18 protein-coding genes are annotated in these 24363 nt (G+C 66.4%); 10 read left to right on the plus strand and 8 right to left on the minus strand.

Translation table 11 applies throughout. The features are described 5' to 3' along the window. Window positions 1-12 precede the first annotated feature (12 nt). From L1080_RS08360 to L1080_RS08370, 3 genes are all read left to right on the plus strand, one after another. Window positions 13-2007: an APC family permease gene (locus L1080_RS08360; protein WP_159926389.1), complete on the plus strand. Its 1995-nt coding sequence runs from the start codon at window positions 13-15 to the stop codon at window positions 2005-2007. A 29-nt stretch (window positions 2008-2036) separates the two neighbouring features. Then, entirely contained in the window at window positions 2037-3293 is a 1257-nt protein-coding gene (locus tag L1080_RS08365) for a class I SAM-dependent RNA methyltransferase (RefSeq protein WP_250764988.1), read from the plus strand. Between the two features lie 76 nt (window positions 3294-3369). Further along, window positions 3370-3873: a MarR family winged helix-turn-helix transcriptional regulator gene (locus tag L1080_RS08370; protein WP_159926391.1), complete on the plus strand. Its 504-nt coding sequence runs from the start codon at window positions 3370-3372 to the stop codon at window positions 3871-3873. A gap of 27 nt (window positions 3874-3900) precedes the next feature. Here L1080_RS08370 and L1080_RS08375 read toward each other — a convergent pair whose 3' ends face one another. The 3 genes from L1080_RS08375 to glsA all read right to left on the minus strand — a co-directional run bounded on the left by L1080_RS08375 (window position 3901) and on the right by glsA (window position 7614). Continuing rightward, a complete protein-coding gene (locus L1080_RS08375) occupies window positions 3901-4740 on the minus strand; it encodes an ABC transporter permease (protein ID WP_159926393.1) in 840 nt (279 codons plus the stop codon). Then, window positions 4737-5699, minus strand: a complete 963-nt coding sequence (locus L1080_RS08380; protein ID WP_250763726.1) for an ATP-binding cassette domain-containing protein — start codon at window positions 5697-5699, stop codon at window positions 4737-4739. The genes L1080_RS08375 and L1080_RS08380 overlap by 4 nt, the downstream gene beginning before the upstream one ends. A 94-nt stretch (window positions 5700-5793) precedes the next feature. Then, a complete protein-coding gene (gene glsA, locus L1080_RS08385) occupies window positions 5794-7614 on the minus strand; it encodes a glutaminase A (protein WP_250763723.1) in 1821 nt (606 codons plus the stop codon). Between the two features lie 251 nt (window positions 7615-7865). Between glsA and dxs the strand changes: the two genes are divergently transcribed. Beyond that, window positions 7866-9821: a 1-deoxy-D-xylulose-5-phosphate synthase gene (dxs, locus tag L1080_RS08390; protein WP_284707239.1), complete on the plus strand. Its 1956-nt coding sequence runs from the start codon at window positions 7866-7868 to the stop codon at window positions 9819-9821. A 65-nt stretch (window positions 9822-9886) separates the two neighbouring features. Here dxs and L1080_RS08395 read toward each other — a convergent pair whose 3' ends face one another. Next, entirely contained in the window at window positions 9887-11284 is a 1398-nt protein-coding gene (locus tag L1080_RS08395) for a sugar porter family MFS transporter (RefSeq protein WP_159926399.1), read from the minus strand. Window positions 11285-11377: 93 nt separating this feature from the next. Next, window positions 11378-12385 (minus strand): iron-siderophore ABC transporter substrate-binding protein, encoded by a 1008-nt coding sequence (locus tag L1080_RS08400; protein ID WP_250763720.1) that lies wholly within the window; start codon window positions 12383-12385, stop codon window positions 11378-11380. Window positions 12386-12680: 295 nt separating this feature from the next. Between L1080_RS08400 and L1080_RS08405 the strand changes: the two genes are divergently transcribed. The 6 genes from L1080_RS08405 to L1080_RS08430 are packed head-to-tail and all read left to right on the plus strand — an operon-like array spanning window position 12681 to window position 19510. Next, window positions 12681-13490 (plus strand): GntR family transcriptional regulator, encoded by an 810-nt coding sequence (locus tag L1080_RS08405; protein ID WP_159926403.1) that lies wholly within the window; start codon window positions 12681-12683, stop codon window positions 13488-13490. Beyond that, window positions 13487-13714, plus strand: a complete 228-nt coding sequence (locus tag L1080_RS08410; protein WP_250763717.1) for a 4Fe-4S dicluster domain-containing protein — start codon at window positions 13487-13489, stop codon at window positions 13712-13714. The genes L1080_RS08405 and L1080_RS08410 overlap by 4 nt, the downstream gene beginning before the upstream one ends. An 18-nt stretch (window positions 13715-13732) precedes the next feature. Next, the gene (locus L1080_RS08415) at window positions 13733-15163 is read left to right on the plus strand and encodes an ABC transporter substrate-binding protein (protein ID WP_159926405.1); all 1431 of its coding nucleotides are present in this window, start codon (window positions 13733-13735) and stop codon (window positions 15161-15163) included. Continuing rightward, window positions 15160-16020: an ABC transporter permease gene (locus L1080_RS08420; RefSeq protein ID WP_250763714.1), complete on the plus strand. Its 861-nt coding sequence runs from the start codon at window positions 15160-15162 to the stop codon at window positions 16018-16020. Before L1080_RS08415 ends, L1080_RS08420 begins: the two co-directional genes overlap by 4 nt. Next, window positions 16017-16814, plus strand: a complete 798-nt coding sequence (locus tag L1080_RS08425; RefSeq protein WP_250763712.1) for an ABC transporter ATP-binding protein — start codon at window positions 16017-16019, stop codon at window positions 16812-16814. The genes L1080_RS08420 and L1080_RS08425 overlap by 4 nt, the downstream gene beginning before the upstream one ends. Continuing rightward, window positions 16811-19510, plus strand: coding sequence for a fumarate reductase/succinate dehydrogenase flavoprotein subunit (locus L1080_RS08430; protein ID WP_250763709.1), 2700 nt, complete (start codon window positions 16811-16813; stop codon window positions 19508-19510). Before L1080_RS08425 ends, L1080_RS08430 begins: the two co-directional genes overlap by 4 nt. A 50-nt stretch (window positions 19511-19560) precedes the next feature. On the opposite strand, the gene L1080_RS08435 is transcribed toward L1080_RS08430, so the two are convergent. The 3 genes from L1080_RS08435 to L1080_RS08445 all read right to left on the minus strand — a co-directional run bounded on the left by L1080_RS08435 (window position 19561) and on the right by L1080_RS08445 (window position 24358). Continuing rightward, window positions 19561-21669 carry a 3-hydroxyacyl-CoA dehydrogenase NAD-binding domain-containing protein gene (locus L1080_RS08435; protein WP_208961409.1) on the minus strand — a complete coding sequence of 703 codons (2109 nt, stop codon included), beginning with the start codon at window positions 21667-21669 and terminating at the stop codon, window positions 19561-19563. Next, window positions 21670-22878 (minus strand): thiolase family protein, encoded by a 1209-nt coding sequence (locus tag L1080_RS08440; protein WP_109330614.1) that lies wholly within the window; start codon window positions 22876-22878, stop codon window positions 21670-21672. It lies immediately after the preceding gene. Window positions 22879-23023: 145 nt separating this feature from the next. Continuing rightward, the gene (locus tag L1080_RS08445; RefSeq protein WP_250763706.1) at window positions 23024-24358 is read right to left on the minus strand and encodes a ribonuclease D; all 1335 of its coding nucleotides are present in this window, start codon (window positions 24356-24358) and stop codon (window positions 23024-23026) included. Window positions 24359-24363 lie beyond the last annotated feature (5 nt).

A 24363-nucleotide genomic window follows, 5' to 3' on the forward strand; every position in this document is an offset into this window, starting at 1 on the left:
TACGCTTTGCCAGTGTCAAAGCTCTCGACCGCCACCAAGCGGCTACTGCTCGGCAGACCCTTCCGGAGCGACAAGCTCGGGCACACGCTGCTTCCCAAAAGAATCGCACTACCGGTCTTCGCGTCCGACGCGATGTCCTCGGTCGCGTACGCGCCTGAGGAAATCTTCCTGGTGCTGTCGGTGGCAGGCATCTCCGCGTACGCGTACACGCCGTGGATCGGACTTGCCGTCGCCGCCGTGATGGCGGTGGTGGTGGCGAGCTATCGGCAGAACGTGCACGCCTATCCGTCGGGCGGCGGCGACTACGAGGTCGCCACGGTCAATCTGGGTCCCACTGCCGGTCTCACCGTGGGCAGCGCGCTGCTGGTCGACTACGTGCTGACCGTCGCGGTGTCCATCTCGTCGGCAGCGTCCAACATCGGCTCGGCTGTGCCGTTCGTGGCTCAGCACAAGGTTCTCTTCGCCGTGGCGGCCATCGTCCTGCTCACCGCGATCAACCTTCGCGGCATCCGCGAATCAGGTACCGCGTTCGCGATTCCGACGTATGCCTTCATCTTCGGCATGGTGCTGATGCTGTCCTGGGGGCTGTTCCGGATCTACGTCCTCGGCGAGGACCTACAGGCGGAATCCGCGGGGTTCGAACTCGCCGCCGAGGACTCCCACCTGTACGGCATCGCCTTCGCCTTCCTCATCGCGCGCGCGTTCTCCTCGGGGTGCGCGGCGCTCACCGGTGTGGAGGCCATCAGCAACGGTGTTCCCGCGTTCCGTAAACCGAAGTCCCGGAACGCGGCCACGACGCTGCTCCTGCTGGGCACGATCGCGATCGTCCTCCTGATGGGCATCATCATCCTGGCGCAGAAGATCGGAATCGTCTACGCACACAATCCCGCTGCACAGTTGATCGGCGCGCCGAGCGGCTACGAGCAGAAGACACTGATCGCTCAGGTGGCCGAGACGGTCTTCGGCGGATTTCCCATCGGCTTCTACTTCATTGCCATCGTCACGGCGCTCATCCTCGTGCTGGCGGCCAACACGGCGTTCAACGGGTTCCCGGTCCTGGGTTCCATCTTGGCGCAGGACAGGTATCTGCCGCGGCAGCTGCACACCCGTGGTGACCGGCTCGCCTTCAGCAACGGCATCCTGTTCCTCTCCGGTGCGGCCATTGCGTTCGTCGTCCTCTTCGACGCCGAGGTCACCAAGCTGATCCAGCTCTACATCGTCGGGGTGTTCGTCTCGTTCGTCCTGAGCCAGACCGGGATGATCCGGCACTGGACCCGGCATCTCGCGTCGGAGACCGATCCGCGGCAACGCCGCCGGATGCAGCGTTCGCGGGTGATCAACACGATCGGTCTCACCATGACCGGCGCGGTCCTGATCATCGTGTTGATCACCAAGTTCGCGGCCGGGGCATGGATCGCCATCGTCGCCATGGTGGCCATCTTCGTGGTGATGAAGATGATCCGGAAGCATTACGACAGTGTCACTGCCGAGCTCGAAGAGCAGGAATGGGACGGTGTGCTGCCGAGCCGGACCCACTCGATCGTCCTGGTGTCCAAGCTCCACATGCCGACCATGCGAGCACTCGCGTACGCCCGGGCCACTCGCCCCGACACCCTCGAGGCGATCACCGTCAACGTCGACGAACCGGATACGCGGGCGCTGGTGCGGCAGTGGGAGAAGAGCGACATCGCGGTGCCCCTGAAGGTCATCGAATCGCCCTACCGTGAGATCACCAAACCGGTCCTCGACTACGTGCGGCGGGTCCGCAAGGATGCTCCGCGTGACGTCGTCACCGTATTCATTCCCGAGTATGTCGTCGGGCACTGGTGGGAGCAGATCCTGCACAACCAGAGCGCGCTGAGATTGAAGAGCAGGCTGTTGTTCCAACCAGGTGTGATGGTGACCAGCGTTCCCTGGCAGCTGAACTCGTCGGAGAAGGCGAAGACGCTCGGAGTCGAGTACACCGCCGGCGCCACCCGGCGTGGGTACGACCCCGAAGAGAAGTGACGGATGGCAGTGATGGACGGATGGCAGTGTTGAGTGAGAACTGGACCGGCCGGCGCCTCGAGCTGACCCTCGGCAATCCGGGGCACGGTGGATTCGTCGTCGCACGGCACGAGGGGCGGGTGGTGTTCGTGCGTCATGGCCTGCCGGGGGAGCGGGTCATCGCGATCGTCACCGAAGATCGCGGCGGATCGTTTTGCCGCGCGGAGGCCGTCGACATTCTCGAGGGGTCGCCGGAGCGAATAGCGCCGATCTGCCGGATATCGGGACCGGGAGGCGCCGGGTGCTGTGACATGTCTCATGCCCGCCTCGCCTTCCAGCGACAGATGAAGTCGCAGATCGTGTCCGAGCAGCTGCTGCGGCTCGCGCGGGTGGACCGGAACGTGCACGTGGAGGAATTGCCCGGCACCGGTGACGGAACCGGCTGGCGCACCCGGGTGCGGTTGGCTGTCGATGGCAACGGGCTGCCGGGATATCACCGGTACCGGAGTTCGGGCATCGTCACCGACCTCGCGTGCCCGCAGATCGAGAGTGCCGCGTATGACGGCATCGCCGAGCACGAGTGGACGCCGGGCAGCGAGGTGCAGATCGTTCTCGACGGGGCCGGAGAGCGCCACGTTGTCGAGATCGCGCCCCCGAAGGTGTCGAAGACGGGACGCACGAGTCCCGGTCGACGGGGTGCCGCAGCGCGGCGGGCGGCTGTCGCGGCGCCGCGAGTCGAGCGGTTGTTCGAGGGGTCCGGGCGGCCCCGGGAACGGGTACACCACCGAGAATGGACGCTGGCTGCCACCGGTTTCTGGCAGGCGCATCGCGGAGCGGCGCAGACGTATTCGACCGTGGTAGCGGAGTGGGCCGGGGTGACCGCGAGTGATACGGCGTGGGACCTCTACGGAGGGGTGGGTGTGTTCGCGGCAGCACTGGCAGGCGCCGGGCTCGTGGAGTCGGTGGAGTCGTCGAAGCAGGCTGTCGCCGATGGAAGAGCAGCGCTGGCGGATCTACCGCAGGTCCGTTTTCACCCGGAGCGGGTCGAACGTGCGCTGTCCGAATTGGCGAGGCCGCCCCGGGTGGTGGTGCTCGACCCGCCGCGCACCGGCGCGGGACGAGACGTGATCGCGGCGGTGTCGTCGGCAGGCGCCGAACGCATCGTGCACGTCGGATGTGATCCGGCGTCCTTCGCCCGGGACGTCGGTCTCTATCTCGGTGAGGGCTACCGGCTCGATACCGTCCGGGCCTTCGATGCATTCCCGTTGACTCACCACGTGGAGTGCATCGCCCTGCTCACGCGCTGACCGGACTGCATCGGCGTGCCGCACCCCGACCTCCGTATAGTTTTCCCTGCAACAGCGGGACTAGGACGGGGATCGGATGTCGGTACAGCCAGATACAGCGCGGGCGCTCGCCGATGCGGTACTCGCACTGGGGCGCTCCCTGCGTGCAGTGGTCTTCACGAGCGGTGAGACGGTGATCGCGCCCGCTCTGACGAGCGTGTTGTTCGTGCTGTCCACCCGTGGTGAGTGCCGGCAGAACGAACTCGCCGCCGACCTCTGCGTCAGTCAGTCGTCCCTGAGCCGGCAGATCGCCGAACTCGTCGATGCGGGATACGTCCTGCGCACGGCAGACCCGCACGACAAACGCGCTTCGCGTATCCAGGTGTCACCCAAGGGATTCGACGTCCTCCGCGAGACAACCGAACGTCGCGCGGAACGACTGCGGGCCATGTTGGACGGCTGGTCCCAGGAGCAGGCATCGGCCGCGGTGACGTCGCTGCTGCAACTCAACGAGACGTTTACCGCGTCTGTGCAACAGCGAAACGGTCGCGTGCAGAGTGCTGCGCCGCCTCAGCGCCCGGTCCGGACCCAGAAGGACTAGACACCCGCTTCCGGCCGGTGCCGGGCACTAGGACTTCCGGTTGTAGAGGCGCATCGTCAGGGGTCCGAAGATGACGATGAAACCGGCACACCAGCCGAAGACCACGATGAGGTCAGCCGACTGCACCGATCCGGCCATCAGTCCGCGAATGGCCGTCACCAGCTTGCTGATCGGATTGACCCCCACGAACGCCTGGAGCCAGCCGGGCATCGTGGCGGGATCGACGAAGATGTTGCTGGCGAATGTCAGCGGAAACAGGATGAACATCGACACCCCCATCACCGCCTGCTCGGTTCGCATGAGCATCGCGAACATCGTCCAGATCCAGGACAGGCTGAAGGAGAACAGCAACAGCAGTCCGATCGACGCCGCGACTCCGACGATCCCGCCATCCGGCCGGAAACCCAGGACCAGACCGAGGATCAGGACGATGATCGAGGCGATCGTGTAGCGCACCACGTCACCGAGCAGGGCGCCGACGAGGGGCGACGGACGCCAGATCGGAAGCGAGCGGAAGCGGTCGAAGACACCCTTCTCGATGTCCTTGTTCAGCGTCAGGCCGGTGTACATGGTGATCATGACGACGGTTTGAACGAGGATGCCGGGCAGCAGGAACTGGACGTAGGCGTCGGTCGATCCGGCGAGTGCCCCACCGAACAGGTACGTGAACATCAACGTGAACATGATCGGGAACATGGTGACGTCGAAGAGTTGCTCGGGAACGTGCTTGATCTTCAGCAATGCACGCCACCCGAACGACAGGGAGGTCGACCACGCAGTGGGACGCGAAGGGCGCGGTCCGGGCATCTTCAGGACGTCGGCGACCGCCTTCGTGGTGTCGGTGGTCCGGTCGGCGGTGGAGGTCATGACGCAGGCTCCTCGGTGGGTCGGCCGGTCAGGGAAAGGAATACTTCGTCGAGGCTCGGCTGCCCCAATGCAAATGTGCTGACGGCGATTCCGGCGTCGTGGAGGGCCGGGAGTGCCTGCGCGACCCTTCGCGGATCGTCGATGCGGGCAGTCAGCGCCACGGGGTCGTTCTCCTCGGTCACCGGGACACCGAGTACGTCACGGAGCAACCTCGCTGCGGCCGGCCGGGTACCCGCATCGGTGACGCGCACATGCAGAGACCCGGATCCGACGGACGCCTTGAGTTCGCCGGTGGTGCCCTCCGCGATCACCTTGCCGTGATCGATCACGGCCACCCGGTCGGCCAACTGGTCTGCCTCGTCGAGGTACTGCGTGGTCAGCAGCACTGTCGTCCCCCCGGCCACGAGGGCGCGCACGATGTCCCAGACTTGGTTGCGGCTGCGGGGATCGAGTCCGGTGGTGGGTTCGTCGAGGAAGATCATCTCGGGTGTGACGATGATGCTCGCCGCGATGTCGAGCTTGCGACGCATCCCGCCCGAGTAGTTCTTCACCTGTCGATTACCGGCCTCCTCGAGGCCGAACGCCGCGAGCAGCCGCTCGCACCGCGATCGCGCTGCCGCGCGGGAGTAGCCGAAGAGGCGGCCGAGGAGCAGGAGGTTTTCGGTCCCCGTCAGATCCTCGTCGAGCGAGGCGAATTGACCCGTCAACGACACTTTGCCGCGGACGGCGTCCGGTTCGGTGGCGACGTCGTGTCCGAGTACCGTGGCCGATCCGCCGTCGAGGGGCAGCAGTGTGGCGAGCATACGGATCGCGGTGGTCTTGCCGGCACCGTTGGGACCCAGGACGCCGTAGACGCCGCCGACGGGTACGCAGAGGTCGAGTCCGTCGACGGCACGGGTGGAACCGAAAGTCTTGACGAGTCCTGTCGTCTCGATGGCCAGCTTCGTGGCTGTCAGCATTGCACCCTGCTTTCGCGTTCGAATGGCGTCGAATCCCGAGACCCCGAGCCTGTCCGATTTTTCCGATTCCGGCAAGCGGATTTCGGTATGCCGCTCAGCTGCCGTTCCCTTGCCTCAGCAGCGACCGCAGCATGAGGTCGAGCTGTTCGTAGGCGCCCGACGCCAGTCGCTCGAGCAGCGCGACTTTCAGTGCGGGTTCCTTCGACGCCATGTCGGCATACCGCTCGGGAGTCAGCACCGCGACGGTCACCGCGGTGTCGGCCCGGACGTCGTTGAGGAAGCGGGAATCGAGCATCATCGGCATCTCACCGAAACTCATCCCGGCTGACAAGGTGATGATCCGGTACGTCGACCCCGCCTGATCGGTGATCGTGGTGCTCACCTTCCCCGAGAGAATGAGGAAGAGCCCGGAGGCGGGATCCCCCCGGTGAACGATGCGCTCGCCGCGGTCGAAGGTTCGGATCTCGAGGTCGCGGGTGAGCCGATCGAGCTGTTCGGGGTCGAGTGCGGACAGGACCGGATGTTCGGTGACGGCGAGGGAGGCCGGCTGGCGGGCAGACCGGCAGTGCCGATCGAGGAGAACGTCTTCACACCATTGCACGGCGGCGTCGAGGTCGGCGAATACCCGTCCGGTGTCTCCCGCGAGATCCGAGCGGGAGTTGCCGAGCAATCCGCCAGGGTCGACGAACGCCACGGCGCATCCGCGCTGGGCGAGCGTGCCGCGCAGGGTGGCGATCATCCGGCACGCCACCCCGCTCACATCGTCGACTCGCCGGACGTCGACCACCACTACCTCGAGGTCCTCGTCGACGCCGCCGATCTCACGGACGGCGGTCTCCGCGCCGGCGAACAACAGATCGCCGTGCAGTTCGTAGATGCGGCTGCGTTTGCCGACATCGTCGAGGGTGGCCCGCTCGACCGGGGTGCGCCGCATGCGCGACGGGGCATCCGACACGGAGTAGCGGGCGCGGATCGCGGCGCGTGCCGCCCGGGTGACGTGGAGGAAATGCAACTCGAGTTCGGCTGACAGTGCCCTGCACGCCTCTACTCCGCGGACGCTGTTGCCGTGGGCATCGAGCCTCGGCGAGTAGATGGCGATGCCGATCTGGCCCGGCAGAACCGCCACGATCCCGCCGCCGACGCCGCTCTTGGCGGGCAGACCCACCTCGTAGAGCCACTTACCGGCGCCGTCGTACATGCCGCAAGTGGACATCACACTCAGCACCCGCTCGACCAGGACGGGCGCGAGCACCGTGTCGTGCGTGACGGGATTGACCCCGTTGTTGGCCATCGTCGCGGCCATCAGGCTCAGGTCTCGGCAGGTCACGTCGATCGAGCACTGCCGGAAGTAGAGGTCTACCGCCTCGTCGGGGTCGCCCGTGATGATGTCGAACGAGCGCAGCATGTGCCCGATGGCGCGGTTCCGGTGGCCCGTGTGCGACTCGGACGCGTACACCGCCTCGTTGAAGGTGAGCTCTCGCCCTGCATACCGAGAGTAGGCCTCGCGGATTCGTTCGAATCGCGAGTCCACGTCGGGCCCGGCCACCAACGACGCAGCAGTGATGGCACCGGCGTTGATCATCGGATTGCGCGGCCGCTCGGTCGTCGGGTCGAGGCTGATCTCGTTGAAGGGTTCCCCCGACGGTTCGACGTCGATCTTCTCCGCGACGGCCTCCGCGCCTCGGTCGGCGAGCGCGAGGGCATAGGTGAACGGTTTCGAAATCGACTGGATGGTGAACGGCAGGCGCGTGTCGCCCACCTCGTACACGTATCCGTCGACCGTGGCGATGCAGATACCGAACGAATCGGGGGCCACGGCCGCCAGCTCCGGAATGTAGTCGGCCAGCTCGCCGCCGCGGTTGCTGGAGGTCTCGGAGAAGATCTTCCCGATCAACGCGTCGACGACGGTGCTCATGAGACGACCCTAGAGCCTGACGACGGCGAAGTCGGGGGTTCCGAGGGGTGCCCGTGTGGCCGCAGTCGTGTGAACCCGCTCACGGCCGGTCACGCGGCTGTCGAGGATGCGGGCGTGTTCGGAGGACGCCTGTGTGCACATGGTGTGTCGCCCGGTCCCGCGGCTCCGTAGACTGGGTGCACTGTGACGTGGCACGAAGCCACGACGCAGAGGCACGTAATGCGGCGTGCATCACGGAGGGAGCGATCTCGTTGGGTGTTCTTGCCCGTATCCAGACGCCTGACGATCTGCGTCAGCTGAACCCCGCGGAGATGAAGCAACTCGCCGCGGAGATCCGTGAGTTCCTGGTCCAGAAGGTATCGGCGACCGGCGGCCACCTCGGACCGAACCTCGGTGTCGTCGAGCTGACGCTCGCGCTGCACCGCACGTTCGTCTCGCCCGCCGACCCGATCATCTTCGACACCGGTCACCAGGCGTACGTCCACAAGATCCTCACCGGTCGCAAGGGCGACTTCGAGTCGCTCCGCAAGCAGGGCGGACTGTCGGGGTACCCCTGCCGCGCCGAGAGCGAACACGACTGGGTCGAGTCCTCGCACGCCTCCGCATCCCTGTCCTATGCGGACGGTCTCGCGAAGGCATTCGAGTTGACCGGCCAGGCCCGCCACGTGGTCGCCGTCGTCGGTGACGGCGCACTGACCGGCGGTATGTGCTGGGAGGCGCTCAACAACATCGCGGCGGGCAAGAGCCGATCGGTGATCATCGTCGTCAACGACAACGGCAGGTCGTACGCGCCGACGATCGGGGGTCTCGCCGATCACCTCGCCACCCTCCGTCTGCAGCCCGCCTATGAGCGGGTGCTCGACAACGGTCGCAGAATCGTCAAGAAACTGCCGTGGGTGGGCCGTACCGCCTACTCCGTCCTGCACGGGATGAAAGCCGGTCTCAAGGACGCGGTCGCCCCGCAGGTCATGTTCACGGATCTGGGAATCAAGTACCTCGGTCCCGTCGACGGTCACGACGAAGCTGCCCTCGAGTCTGCGCTGCGCCGTGCCAAGGCGTTCGGGGGACCGGTCATCGTGCACGCCGTCACCCGCAAGGGCATGGGGTACGCACCCGCAGAGAATCACGTCGCCGACCAGATGCATTCGACCGGTGTGATCGACCCCCTGACCGGGAAGTCGACGGCGACGGCGTCCGCCGACTGGACCTCCGTGTTCTCGGCTGAGCTCATCGAGCAGGCCGGTCGCCGCGAGGACATCGTTGCGATCACTGCGGCGATGGCGGGTCCGACGGGTCTGGCAGCGTTCGGTGACGCCTATCCCGACCGGATGTTCGATGTCGGCATCGCCGAGCAGCACGCCGTCACCTCGGCGGCGGGGCTGGCACTCGGAGGCCTGCACCCGGTGGTCGCGGTGTATTCGACCTTCCTCAATCGTGCATTCGACCAGCTGTTGATGGATGTCGCCCTGCTGAAGTTGCCGGTCACCCTGGTGCTGGACCGCGCGGGAATCACAGGAAACGACGGGGCCAGCCACAACGGCATGTGGGACATGTCGCTGCTGGGCATCGTGCCCGGCATGAGGGTCGCGGCTCCGCGCGACGCCGCGACTCTGCGCGAAGAACTGGACGAGGCGCTGGCTGTCGACGACGGGCCCACGGCGGTGCGCTTCCCCAAGGGCACCGTGGGTGACGACGTGCCCGCGCTGAGCCGAATCGACGGTGTCGTCGACGTCCTGCGGGACTCCTCCGGCCGAAAGGACGTCCTGCTCGTGTCGGTCGGAGCGTTCGCCGGACTCGCTCTGGCCGCGGCCGATCGTCTCGAGCAGCAAGGTATTTCTGCGACGGTCGTCGACCCGCGTTGGGTCCTCCCGGTACCGGAATCTCTGGTCAAGCTCGCCGAGGACTACAGCATGGTGGTCACGGTCGAGGACAGTGGCCTGCATGGAGGCGTCGGTTCCACCGTGTCGGCGGCCCTGCGCTCTGCCGGCGTCGATGTCCCGTGCCGGGATCTGGGCGTTCCGCAACGGTTCCTCGACCACGCCTCCCGCACCCAGGTTCACGCCGAACTGGGGTTGACCGCGCAGGATGTCTCCCGCCAGATCACCGGCTGGGTGGCGAGTCTGGGGAACCAGCCCCCGTCGGCGGCCAACGGGGTGGTTGCGCACGAGAGCGCCGAACACATCGAGAACAGCGGCCGGCAGAGCTGACACACCCGTGAAAAACAGATCCGGCCGAATCGAAACGATTCGGCCGGATCTGTTTTTAGACCACGTCAGGTCGTCATCTCCTCGAGTTCCATCCCCTTCGTTTCCCGGACCTTCGACCGGACGAAGAAGAACGACAGCAGCGCGAAGAACGCGAACAGGCCGTACAGGAACCACAGGCCCACCGAACGGGTCAGCGGCGGGAACGACAGCGTGACGGTGAAGTTGGCGATCCAGTTCGCCGCCGTGCTGATGCCGAGTGCGTAGGCGCGCATGTTGTTGGGGAACATTTCGCCGAGCATCACCCACATGATCGGGCCCCACGTAGCGGCGAAGAAGATCACGAACAGGTTGGCGCCGACCAGGGCCAGCGCGCCCCACGGGCTCGGCAACTGGACGTCGTCACCGCTACCGGTTGCCTGAGAGAAGGCGATCGAGGCCAACAGCAGGCTGGCGAACATTCCCAGCGAACCGACCATGAGAAGTATCCGGCGACCGATCCGGTCGACGAACAGGATGGCGACGAACGTCATGGCCACATTGATCACCGCTGTGATGACCGAGGTGGTAAACGACTCGTTCTCGGTAAACCCGACCGACTTCCAGAGGGTCGTCGAATAGTAGAAGATCGCGTTGATGCCGACGAACTGCTGGAAGACGGCCATCGTGATGCCTACCCACACCAGAGGCTGCAGGCCGAACTTGGGGCCACGGATGTCGTCGAACGATGCCGTCGACTCCCGGCGGAGGGTGAGACGGATCTCGGAGACCCGCTCGTGCGGGTCCAGTTCACCAGTGATGTTCGCGAGGACGTCCGCCGCTTCCTGATCGAGGTGCTTACCCACCAGGTATCGCGGCGACTCGGGAATGAGCAGTGCGAGAAGGCCGTACACCAGCGCCGGCACAACTCCCACGAGGAACATCCACCGCCACGCCTCGAGATTGAGCCAGAGCTCGTTCGACGCTCCACCGGCCGCGTTCTGCAACACGGCGTCCGACAGCAGCGCGGCGAAGATGCCGAGGGTGATCGCGAGCTGTTGAAGAGAGGCCAGGCCGCCCCGGTAGCGTGCCGGTGCGATCTCCGAGATGTAGGTCGGCGCAATGACGGACGCGATACCGATTCCCAGGCCGCCGAGAATGCGCCAGAGCATCAGGTCGGGGACGCTGAAAGCGAGTCCGGAGCCGATCGACGAGACGACGAACAACACCGAACCCAGCAGCATCACCTTCTTGCGGCCCCACCGGTCTGCGAGGCGGCCCGCAAACCACGCGCCCACAGCGCATCCGAGCAACGCGATGGCCACGGCGAAGCCGGTGAAGAACGAACTCAGTTCGAAGTGCCCCTGGATGGAATCGACGGCCCCGTTGATGACCGAGCTGTCGAATCCGAACAGGAAACCCCCGACCGCGGCAGCGACCGTAACCCCGATGACCTTGGCGGTGTGTCTTTCGGACATCTGCGTCATCGCATACCTGCTTTCGGCGAGCGTGGCTGTGAGCCGGCTACGAGATTTCGTGTGGAATCACGCTACGCCCGCGACGCCTGATCAGGCGGGACTTCACGCACCGGCCTTGTTCGCCGCCTCGCTCAATTGCGGCGTCAGCCTCTCGAGCGCCCAGGGAGTAGCCAGCACGCTGGTCTGGCTGAGTCCCGCGATCACCTTCGTATCCGACAATGTCACCGCGGTTCCCCGGCCGAGGGCGCCGAGATTCGCGTAGGCAGGGTTGGCCGCGACGGTGCTGTCGTCGGCGACGAACGCGACCACGACATCGGCGTCGATATCGGCGATGTTCTCCACCGAGATGTCGGCGAAGAACTTGTCCGGATTCGACTCGGCGAGCTTCGACACACCGGGTGCGACTGTGAATCCGAGCTCGGTGAGCACCTGCACGCGGGGGTCGGAGGGCATGTAGACGTTCACCGTGGCAGCGTCGGTATCGAAGTTCACCACCGACACCGTCTTTCCGGCGAACTCCGGGTGTTCGGCAGCGGTCTGCGCGAGCCGGTCGTCGAGGCCGGTGACGAGAGCCTCCGCCTCGGCGGTCTTACCGAGCGCCTGACCGATCAGGGTGGTCTGGTCCTGCCAGCTGGTCTGCCACGCCTTGTCCGGGTAGGCGACGGTGGGGGCGAGTGCGGAGAGTTTTTCGTAGGTGCCCTGGTCGAATCCCTCGTAGGGTGCGAGGACGACATCGGGTGCCAGGGAGGCCACTTGCTCGACGGGAATGGTGGTTGCGGTGTCGAGGAGGGTGGTCCGGCTCGGGTCGTAGCGGTCCTGGAGCCAGGGCATCACTCCGTTCGCCTCGGCGCCGTAGGAGTACTTGGGCATGCCGACGGGGGTCTCGCCGAGCGCGTAGACGACGTCCTGGGCGTTCCAGCCCAGGGTGACGATGCGCTCCGGGGCGGCGTCGATCGTGGTGGATCCGAAGGTGTTCTCGATCGTGACCGGAAAGCCGGCTCCGCCGCCTTCCGCGCTCGTGCCGCCGTCGCCGGACGAGCAGGCGGCGACGAGCAGCGCGGTGCCGGCCACGGCGAGTGCGCCAGCGATCGGGCGTGGGGGTGTGTACACGGCAACGACTCCTTCGACGAGCGAGTAAAAGGTAAGCCTAACCTATATATTGGGCCGGGGCCGGGTTCTGTGGTCGACTTCGGATCACCGTGATTCGAACTCTGCTTCCGGTTCAGTGGTGGCGTAATGGGGCGCCGTATTCGCGTTTACGCAGGTGAGCGGGGCAGTCCGCGGGGTCCAACCGGCAGATTCGAGGAGGCCGCGCCGGGTGGTCCGCAGGCGCGACTTCCGGTGGTCGAACAGCAGTTAGCGTCTCTTGTCGTTCAGCACACTGCACAATCGACGGAGGAAAAGCATGGCGCTCGCCGCGGATGATGCAGAGGCGGTGGTGGCTCCGACTGCCCTGCACGGCCAGCCCTCTGCCCGCAGATCTCGCGCCGACGAGGCTCGCCGATTCGCCGACCTCTTGCGGCAGCAGATCCACGCGGACTCTTTCGCCGACCGCGGACTGCCTCCGGAATCGGAGTTGGCGCACGAATTCGGGGTGTCTCGGAACGCGGTGCGGGACGGGCTCGCGCTCCTCAAGCAGGAGGGCCTGATCGACCGTGCGCCCCGGGTGGGCACTCACGTGGCGCGGCGCAAGTACGACCACGGGCTCGACGCCCTGCTCGGACTGAGGGAGACCTTGAAGGGACACGGTGAGGTGCGCAACGACGTGCGTGTGGCGAGGGAGATCACGCCACCACCGGCTGTGGTGCGCCGATTGCAGCTGGCAGCAGGGGAATCCGCGGTCTACATCGAACGTGTCCGCTATCTCGGTGACCTCCCGCTCAGTCTCGACCTCACCTATTTGGTGCCCGACATCGGGCGTAACATCCTCGGCCGCGACCTCGAGCGCAACGACGTCTTCACGCTGATCGAGGAGGTCTGTGGGCAACCACTCGGTTCCGCGGATGTGGCGATCGAATCGGTGAATGCGGATGCGCACTCGGCGGCGAACCTACAGACCCCGGACGGGGCCGCGCTCCTGTTGCTCGAGCGTCTCACCCGACTCGTCGACGGACGTCCCGTCGACCTCGAGTACATCCGCATGCGCGGTGATCGAATCACCATGCGCAGCAACCTCATCCGACGTCCCGAAATATCGAACTGGGAGCTCACATGACACTTGTCAACGCACGCGCCGACGTACCGGTCACCATCGACGAGTCAATGTGCATCGAGGGGTGCACGCTGTGCGTCGAGATCTGTCCTCTCGACTCGCTGGCCATCAACCCGGACAACGGCAAGGCCTTCATGCACGTCGACGAATGCTGGTACTGCGGCCCGTGCGCAGCCCGCTGTCCCACCGGCGCCGTCACCGTGAACATGCCGTACCTCCTCCGCTGAGCGAAAGACTTCGAAAACATGTTGCGTCCCTACTCCTCTCTCGTGCTGACCGCTGCGGTCGCACTGCTCGCGACCGGCTGCTCGCTGGAAGACACCACCGCCGGGAGCGACGATGCAGTGCCCGTGGTGATCGGTTACCAATCGAAGACGATCAACACGGTCACCGCCGGAACACTGTTGCGAGCCCAGGGCTACCTCGAACAGCGTCTGCAAGAACTGACCGAGGAGACGGGGACGAAGTACTCCGTCGAATGGCAGGATTACGACACCGGCGCGCCGATCACCGCGCAGATGGTGGCCGAGAAGATCGACATCGGCTCGATGGGTGATTATCCCATGTTGATCAACGGTTCACGCACACAGGCGAATCCGCGATCGAAAACCGAGATCGTCTCGGTCACCGGGTACAACCCGGAGGGTGCACTGAACATGGTGGTCGTCCCTCCGAACTCTCCCGCCACCACGCTCGCCGATCTCGCGGGCCGGAAAGTGTCCGCCAGCGTCGGTTCTGCCGGGCACGGCACCCTCGTCCGTGCACTCGACCGCGCCGGAATCGACCCGAGCACCGGCGTCGAGGTTCTCAACCAGCAACCGCCGGTCGGATCCTCCGCCCTCGAATCCGGTCAGGTCGAGGCATTGTCACAGTTCGTGGCCTGGCCCGGGCTTCTCGTGTTCCAGGACAAGGCGAAATTGCTCTACGACGGCGCCGAGCTGAACACACCCACCCTGCACGGGGTCGTCGTGCGGGAGGCCTACGCGGACGAGCACCCCGAAGTCGTCGATGCGTTCCTCCGTGCACAACTCGACGCCACGCACTTCATCCGGACCGAGCCACTCGAGGCTGCACGCATCGTCGCCGAAGACAGCGGACTGCCGCAGGAGGTGGTCTACCTGTACAACGGGCCCGGTGGTACGACGTTCGACACCACGCTCCGACCCGAACTGGTCGAAGCGTTGAAGGCAGACGTCCCGTATCTGAAATCGATCGGTGACTTCGCGGATCTCGACGTCGAGGGGTTCGTCGACGATGCGCCTCTGCGCGCGGCGTTCGATGCCGAGGGGCAGAACTACGATGCCACTGTCACGACCCCCGGCAGCCCCGCAGCGGTGACCGGCACCGATCCTGTGTGCGGCACGCCTGCGACCGATCCGGCTCTGGCCGGGGAAGTCTGGTTCGCCGATGCGGCGCAGACCCAGCCTGCGGCGAGCCCGACCTGCCTGCTCCGGGCGGTCAAACAGGCACGCGCCGAGGGTCGTGACGTCCGCAGCGCGTACGTTCCCGATGCCGAACTGGGCACCCGCTGGTTTGCGGACAAGGCGGTGTGGGTGCGCGACGGTGACACCTTCCTGCCCTTCACCACCGTCGCCGCCGCCGGCCGCTACCTGCGCGCCCACCCGGCGGGAACGGTTGTCACGTACGACCGCGCTGTGGAGGAGGTTCGGCAGTGACCACCCTGCAGCCGTCGATCGTATCGATCGAATCCGAGGTTTCGGTACTGCAGCCCGATCCGGCACCGCTGCCCGCGTCGGCATCGTCGTGGCGATCCCGCCTTCTGCGCATCACGTCCGTCGTCGCCGCCATCGCAGCGTGGCAGCTGCTGACGGCCAACGACGTGCGGCTGTGGTTGCGATTCGACGCCCTTCCCACCGTCGCCGACGTCGTGTCCGAGTTCGGCACCCAGCTGCGCAACGACCTGTTCTACCTCGACCTGGGCCAGTCCCTGATCCGTATTCTCAGCGGGTTCGGACTCGCCACCGTGATCGGTGTCGCCGCCGGGATCGCGCTCGGGAGGTCGACGCTGTTCGCCGACGTCCTCGGACCGTTGACCGAACTGGCCCGGCCGATTCCGGCGATCGCAGTGGTCCCCGTTGCGATCCTGTTGTTTCCGAGCGACGAGGCCGGGATCGTCTTCATCACATTCGTGGCCGCATTCTTTCCGATCATGGTCAGCACCCGGCACGCGGTCCGGGCGTTGCCCACGCTGTGGGAAGACTCGGTGCGCACCCTCGGGGGTGGGCGCTGGGATGCGTTGGCCCGGGTGGTGCTTCCGGGGATCCTGCCCGGAGTGTTCGGTGGCTTGTCGGTCGGGATCGGTGTCGCGTGGATCTGCGTCATCTCCGCGGAGATGATCTCCGGCCAGCTCGGCGTCGGCTACCGCACCTGGCAGGCCTACACGATCGTCGACTATCCCGGTGTATTCGTCGGCATGATCACCATCGGCATCCTGGGCTTCGCCACATCGGCAGCGGTGGAGCTGCTCGGCAGGCGTGTCACCCGCTGGCTTCCCCGAGGGGAGCGCGCATGACCGCCACCACGCTCGCGACCGGAATGTCCCTCATACTCGACGACGTCACACTGTCGTACACCGGAGCCCCGGTCATCCGCTCGCTGTCGCTGACCGTGGTGCCGGGTGAGATCCTCGTCCTCACGGGGCCGTCCGGCTGCGGAAAATCGACAGTGCTCCGGGCTCTGGCCGGGTTGCTGGCACCCACCGCCGGCCGGGTGGTCGCGGACGGTGAGTCGGTGGTGTCGACGTCCCGGGACAGGGCTGTGGTGTTTCAGGACAACGCTCTGCTGCCGTGGCGCAGCGTGCGCTCGAACATCGAGCTTGCTCTGGCGCTTCGCGGTGAGCCGAGGAAGGGTCGCCGGGCCACTGCCGATCGCTGGATCGACGAAGTCGGTCTCACCGGGTTCGGAGACTTTCTCCCGAAGAACCTCTCCGGCGGCATGCGACAACGTGTGCAGTTGGCGCGTGGTCTCGCCGGCGCACCCCGCGCCGTGATGATGGACGAGCCGTTCGGCGCTCTCGACACGCAGACCCGCGGCGTGATGCAGCGGCTTCTCGTCGACACCTGGAGCACCCACCCCACGACGGTGGTCTTCGTAACCCACGACGTGGACGAGGCGGTCCTCCTCGGAGACCGGGTGGCGGTCCTGGGCGGCGCGGGCAGACCACTGCGGGCGCTCGTGGACATTCCCCACCCGCGCAAGCGGGAGTTCCTCGGCCAGGCCGAAACCCGAGCCGCACGCGGCGAGGTACTGGCGGCGCTGGAACAGACCGATGACGCCCCGACGACGAACGATCCGGAGAACCGATGAACATCCCCGACCTTGCCGACACCGTGCGTCTCGACTGCGATGTACTGGTCATCGGCGGTGGCACAGCCGGCACGATGGCTGCCCTGACAGCAGCCGAGAACGGGGCGAACGTCCTGCTGCTGGAAAAGGCACACGTGCGGCACTCAGGGGCCCTCGCCATGGGCATGGACGGCGTCAACAACGCGGTCATTCCCGGCAAGGCCGAACCCGAGGACTACGTCGCGGAGATCACCCGGGCCAACGACGGAATCGTCAATCAGCGCACGGTCTATCAAACCGCAACCCGCGGCTTCGCCATGGTGCAGCGCCTCGAAAAGTACGGAGTGAAATTCGAGAAGGACGAGTACGGGGAGTACGCGGTGCGGCGCGTGCATCGCTCCGGTTCCTATGTGCTGCCGATGCCCGAGGGCAAGGACGTGAAAAAGGCTCTGTACCGGGTGCTGCGGCAGCGGAAGATGCGGGAGAAGATCCGCATCGAAAACCGGTTGATGCCCGTGCGCGTCCTCACGGAGAACGGCCGGGCCGTCGGGGCTGCTGCGCTGAACACCCGCACGGGGGAGTTCGTGGCAGTCGGCGCGAAAGCGGTGATCCTGGCGACCGGTCCCTGCGGCCGACTGGGACTACCGGCCTCCGGATACCTGTACGGCACCTACGAGAATCCGACGAACGCCGGCGACGGCTACTCGATGGCCTACCACGCCGGCGCAGAACTCAGCGGCATCGAGTGCTTCCAGATCAATCCGCTCATCAAGGACTACAACGGGCCTGCCTGCGCCTACGTCGCCAACCCGTTCGGCGGCTATCAGGTCAACGCGCACGGTGAACGGTTCGTCGATTCCGACTACTGGTCGGGGCAGATGATGAGCGAGGTCAAGAGCGAGATCGAGTCGGCCCGTGGGCCCATTTATCTCAAGGTGAGCCACCTTCCGGAGGAAACGCTCGACACCCTGGAATCGATCCTCCACACCACCGAGCGTCCCACCCGCGGCACCTTCCACGCGGGCCGCGGTCACGACTACCGCAGTCACGACATCGAGATGCACATCTCCGAGATCGGACTCTGCAGCGGGCATTCCGCGTCCGGAGTGTGGGTAGACGAGCACGGCGCCACCACTGTTCCCGGGTTGTACGCCGCCGGCGACCTCGCCTGCGTTCCGCACAATTACATGATCGGCGCGTTCGTCTACGGTGACCTCGCCGGGGCACACGCGACCGGCACACTGGACGGTATCCCCGCGCCCACCCTGCTCCCTGAAGACCAGTTGAAGGAGGCGCACGAGCTGATCTACCGGCCGCTGCGCAACCCCGACGGCCCCCCGCAGCCGCAGGTGGAATACAAGTTGCGCCGATTCGTCAACGACTACGTCGCGCCGCCGAAGACGGCCACCAAGCTGTCCATTGCCGTGGAAACCTTCGAACGGATGGAGCGCGAGATCGCCGAGATGGGCGCCACCACCCCGCACGAGTTGATGCGCTGCGCCGAGGTCACCTTCATTCGCGACTGCGCCGAGATGGCCTCCCGCAGTTCCCTCACCAGAACCGAGAGCCGCTGGGGGCTCTACCACGAGCGCGCCGACCTACCGGAGTCGAGCGACGAGGAATGGGGGTATCACCTGAACCTGCGTCGCGGGGCGAACGGGGAGATGGAGTTCTTCAAGAGGCCGGTCGCACCCTACTTCGTTTCGGTTCCGGGCCTCGATTCCCTTCCGCCGCAGGACCAGACGGTGATCGCGGTGCATCAGCCGCCGCTGGTCGGAGGACGCGCGCCGGTCGAGGAGCGTTCGCGTATCGCCGCGCCGGTCCGGCAGGAACCGTCGTCGCCCGCCCTCGTCGCGCTGCTCGGCCTCGATGCACCCAGCGTCGACGAGCTGGAGCCGTACCTCCGGAATAACGACCCCCAGGTCCGGGTGACCGCACTGTCGGTGCTGACCGAGGGAACGCCCGACGGCTTCACGGGAGCACTCTTCGCGGCGCTCGCCGACGAGGCCGTCACCGTTCGCCGCGCCGCCGCCGAAGGGCTGCGCGAACTGGTCGAGGTGCTCACCTCCGCCGCTGGGCTCGACGCGCATCTGGAGTCGGGTGACGCCGTGGTCCGGGCCGCCGTGATCGACGTGCTGCGCGCACTGCACGCGGGGTCGGCGGAGCAGTTCCTGACGGCGCTGTCCGACTCCGATCACCACGTTCGGATCGAAGCGGTGCGAGGCCTGGTGTCGCTGGACAAGTGGGAGTCGGTGGCGTCGGGGGCGCACGACGAGAACCGGGAAGTGCGGATCACGGTGGCGCACGGGCTCGCTACCATCGGTCTCGGTGGACTCGACGCAGTGCGGGAGTTGGCCGGTGACCGCGACCCGCTGGTGCGTGCAGCGGCGCTGACGGCATTCGCCGGATTGGGGTGCCGCGACGACGATGTCGCCCTCGTCGTCACGGCACTGCGCGAATCCGCCTGGCAGATACGGCAGGGGGCAGCACGCGGACTGGCCGGAGCGGACCCGGGCATTGCCGTGCCCGCTCTCGCGGAAACATTGGAGGATCCGCACCTCGATGTGCGGAAGGCAGCCGTGCTCTCACTCGGACGGTGGGCCGGCGATCGGACTGCGGCTCAGGCTCTGACCGAGGCCCTCGGCGACACCGATGCCGACGTACGGGCCTACGCCCGACAGGCGTTGAACGCGGCGAACAGCGTCCCGGTCGCCTGACACAGGTGGGGGCGAAGGACGCCGTGGTGTCCTTCGCCCCCACCAGGAAATCAGACGCTTGCGACGCCCGGCGCCAGGAACCGCTTCCCGTTGACTGCCTCGGAGGTGCCCGTGCGGTCCAGGTACGGCGTGATGCCACCGTTCCAGAAACCGAACCCGCCGCCCAGGATCAGGCAGAGGTCGATGTCCTCGGCCGCGGCGACGACACCCTCGTCGAGCATGATCTGGATCTCTTCGGCGAACGCGCGACGAGTGCGCTCCAGTACCTCTTCGGACGTGGACGCCTTGTCGCCCTGCTTCCACAATTCGGCGACCTCGGGGTCGACGACCTGCTTGCCGTCGGCGCCGTAGCTCCACACCGCGGGTTTCTTGGCCTCGACCAAGGCCTCGAGCCCGGGGGAATTGTGGAACCGCTCGGGGTACGCCTCGGCGAGCGTCTCGCCGGTGTGCAGCGCGACCGCCGGTCCGACGAGTGCGAGCAGCGTGAAGGGCGTCATCGGCATGCCCAGTTCGGCGATGGCGTTGTCGGCCACCTCGAACGGGGTACCCTCGTCCACCGCGTTCATCACCTCACCGAGGGTGCGGATCAGAAGCCGGTTGAAGACGAAGCCGGGCAGGTCGGCGGAACCGACGGCCGACTTCTTCAGCGCCTTCGCGGTCGCGAATGCCGTTGCCAGAGTGGCGTCGTCGGTCTTCTCACCCTTGATCACCTCGAGAAGCGGGAGGACCGCAACAGGATTGAAGAAGTGGAAACCGACGACCCGCTCGGGGTGCTTCAGGTCCGCGGCCATCTTGGTGATCGACAGCGAAGACGTGTTGGTCGCCAGGATCGTCTCGGGAGCGATGTACTCCTCGAGTTCCGCGAAGATCTTCTTCTTCAGATCGAGATTTTCGAACACGGCCTCGATCACGAAGTCGGTCTTCGCGAAGGCGGACTTGTCCAGCGATCCCGATACCAGGCCCTTGAGGCGGTTCGCGGCGTCGGGAGACAGCCGCCCCTTGCCCTGGAGCTTGTCGATCTCACCGTGGACGTAGCCGACACCCTTGTCGATGCGCTCCTGGTCGATGTCGGTGAGGATCACCGGAACCTTCAGCTGCCGGACGAACAGCATGGCGAGCTGGCTGGCCATCAGGCCCGCGCCCACGATGCCGACGCCGGTCACCTTGCGTGCGAGCGACTTGTCCGGCGCGCCCGCCGGACGCTTCGCCCGCTTGTTCACCAGGTCGAATGCGTACAGCCCGGCGCGGAGCTCGTCCGCCAGCAGAAGGTCGGCGAGAGCTTCGTCTTCGGCGGCGAAACCCTTGTCCAGCGATGCCGGATCGGTGAGGTCGGTGTTGCGAGCCAATTCCAGCAGCTCGACGGCCTTGACCGGTCCGGGAGCGTTGTTCTTCGTCTTGCCTTCGACGATGGCCTTCGCGCGCGAGATTGCCTCGTCCCAGCCCTGACCCCGATCGATCTCGGGACGGGACGGAGTGATCTCACCCGCGAGAACCTGTGCCGCCCAGGCGAAGGACTGCTCGAGGAAGTCGGCCGAACCGAACACGGCATCGACGACACCGAGCTCGAGAGCCTTCTTCGGGTTGAGAATCTTGTTCTGGTTCAGCGCATTCTCGAGGACGACGGTCACCGCGTTCGAGGGCCCGATCAGGTTGGGCAGCAACTGCGTTCCGCCCCAGCCGGGGACCAGACCGAGGAACGTCTCGGGCAGACCCAGCGCGCCGGCGCTCTCGGATGCCGTGCGGTAGTGGCTGTGCAGCGCGACCTCGAGACCGCCGCCGAGCGCGACCCCGTTGACGAAGGCGAAGGTCGGCACGGAGGACTCACGCAGGCGACGGAACACCCTGTGACCCAACCGGCCGAGCTCGAGCGCCTGCTCGCGGTCGGTAATGCTCGGGACGCCCTTGAGGTCGGCGCCGGCAGCGAAGATGAACGGCTTGCCGGTGATCGCGACCGCAACCGGGTTCGCCGCGAACGCCTCGTCCAGGGCTGCGTCGAGGGCAGCGAGGCCGCCCGGGCCGAACGACGACGGCTTGGTGTGGTCGAAACCGTTGTCGAGCGTGATCAGGGCGACCGGACCCTCGATGCCCGGGACTGCCACGATCTTGGTGTACGCGTTCGTCACGACCTCGTCGGCGAATGCTGTGGTGATAGAAGTCATTTACTTCGCTCCGTCGAAAATCGGGTTCTCCCAGATCACCGTTCCACCCATGCCCAGACCGATGCACATCGTGGTCAGGCCGTAGCGGACGTCGGGACGCTGGGCGAACTGGCGGGAAAGCTGAGTCATCAGGCGCACGCCGGAGGACGCGAGCGGGTGACCGCAGGCGATGGCGCCACCCCACTGGTTGACCCGCGGATCGTCGTCGGCGATGCCGTAGTGCTCGAGGAATGCGAGCACCTGCACGGCGAATGCCTCGTTGATCTCGAACAGGCCGATGTCCTCGATCTTCAGACCGGTACGGGCGAGCAGCTTCTCGGTGGCAGGGACGGGACCGATGCCCATCACGGCGGGGTCGACACCCTGAAACGCGAATCCGACCATGCGCATGCCGATCGGCAGTCCGAGCTCGTGTGCCGTGTCCTCACCCGCGAGGATCGCCGCGGTGGCGCCGTCGTTGAGACCGGCGGCGTTGCCGGCAGTGATGCGGCCCGCCGGACGGAACGGAGTCTTCAGCTTGGCGAGGTCTTCGATCGTGGTGCCTGGGCGCGGCGGCTCGTCCTCGGTAGCGAGTCCCCACCCCGCGGCGGAGCGGGTGGCCACCGGAACGAGGGTGTCGGCGATGAAGCCGGCCTTCTTGGCGGCGTCGTACTTGTTCTGGCTGGCGACGGCGTACGCGTCGGTGCGGTCCTTGGTGATGCTGGGGAACCGGTCGTGCAGGTTCTCGGCGGTGTTGCCCATCACCAGGGCGCTGGGGTCGACGAGGCGGTCGGCGAGGAATCGCGGGTTCGGGTCGGCACCCTCACCCATCGGATGGTGACCCATGTGCTCGACGCCTCCGGCGATCACCACGTCGTACTGGCCGAAACCGATGCCGGACGCGGTGGTGGTGACCGACGTCATGGCGCCGGCGCACATTCGGTCGATCGCGAAGCCGGGCACCGTTTCGGGCAGGCCGGCGAGGATGCCGGCGGTGCGGCCGATGGTCAGACCCTGATCACCGGTCTGCGTGGTCGCGGCGATGGCGACCTCGTCGATCCGTGCGGGATCGAGCTGCGGATTGCGGCGGAGTAGTTCACGAATGGTTTTGACGACGAGGTCGTCTGCCCGGGTCTCGGCGTACATGCCCTTGGGGCCGGCCTTGCCGAACGGGGTCCGGATCCCGTCGACGAACACGACGTTGCGTTGCGATGTGGTGGATGGAGCCACGCGAATTCCTCCTGATGGAGCAGTCTGGTGCCGGATCACGGCCAAGCGTCCGGCCTCGGGCACAGACTACCCCTAGCGTTACTCGCGGGTAACTTAATGGGTGCTTCATCAGGATTTTGCCAGTAGAACCAGGCGATCGTGCCGGTCAGGCGCTGGGCGGCTCGTCGCCGGGGGTCGCTGACAGTGCCGCTCCGAGCACCGGCACCGTCAACTCCCGCTGCCACGGACGCGCGCCACCCGCTGCGAGGATGCGGTCGACGGCTGCACCGACGTCCCCGTCCACGGGCGGCGTCCAGTCCCAGCACAGTCGGCGCACGAGATCCGGGGTCAGCAAATTCTCCACCGGAACCGACACCTCCTCACCGAGAGTGGCCAACGCAGCACGAGCCGCAGTCAACCGGTCGGCAGCGGCCGGGTCGTGCCGCGCCCACCGGCTCGGCGGAGGTGGTCCCGTGAAGGGCTGAGTCTTGGGTGGCAGCTCGGCGTCCGGCAACGCCCGCGCCTCCTCCAGCGCCGCCAACCAGATTCGCGTGTGCCGCCGCTGACGCGGGCCGCCGAACACCGGAAGGGCGCGCAGAGTGTCGATGCTCCGCGGACTCTTCACCGACGCCTCGATGATCGCGGAGTCGGGCAGCACCCGGCTGGGGGAGACGTCACGAGTGCGGGCAAGGTCCTCCCTCGCCTGCCAGAGGGAGCGCGCCGCGGCGAGCTGGCGTTGCGTCTTCAACGACGTGATGTGTGAGGTTCGACGCCATCGGTCGGGCTTGGGCTTCGGCGGACCGGCCAGCCGGATGTGCTCGAACTCCTGCGCCGCCCACTCGGTCTTACCCTGCTTCTCGAGTTCCGCGGCCATGACCTCGCGCAACTCGATGAGAACCTCGACGTCGAGTGCGGCGTAATTCAGCCACGAGTTGGGAAGAGGCCGTTTCGACCAATCCGCGGCACCGTGCCCCTTTCTCAGCTCGAGGCCCAAGGTCCGCTCCACGATGGCGGCAAGCCCCACCCGCTCGAAGCCCGCGAGACGACCGGCGAGTTCGGTGTCGAACAAGGCCGCCGGTGCCAGCCCCAACTCGGCCAGCCCCGGCAGATCCTGATCAGCGGAATGGAGAATCCACTCCAGCGGATTGATTGCCTCCGCGAGCGGTGCGAGGTCGGCCGCCGTCGGAATCGGATCGAGCAGCACCGTCCCCGCGCCTTTCCGGCGCAGCTGCACCAGGTACGCCCGAGCCGAATACCGGAAACCGGAGGCACGTTCGGCGTCCACAGCCAAGGGCCCGGTGCCCTCACCCAAGGCGGCAGCCGCCTTCGCCACGCCCTCCGCTGTGGTCACGACCTGCGGTACCCCATCACGCGGGGCAAGAAGCGGCACTACCTGCCGGGCCGTCTGCTCGTCGGCAACAGGGGACGAGGTCTCGTCGGTGACAGTGGACGAGGTCTCGTCGGTGACAGTGGACGAGGTCTCGTCGGTGACTTCGGACATGAGAC

It is taken from the genome of Rhodococcus sp. MSC1_016 (assembly GCF_023667485.2).
Lineage (GTDB): Bacteria > Actinomycetota > Actinomycetes > Mycobacteriales > Mycobacteriaceae > Rhodococcus_F > Rhodococcus_F oxybenzonivorans.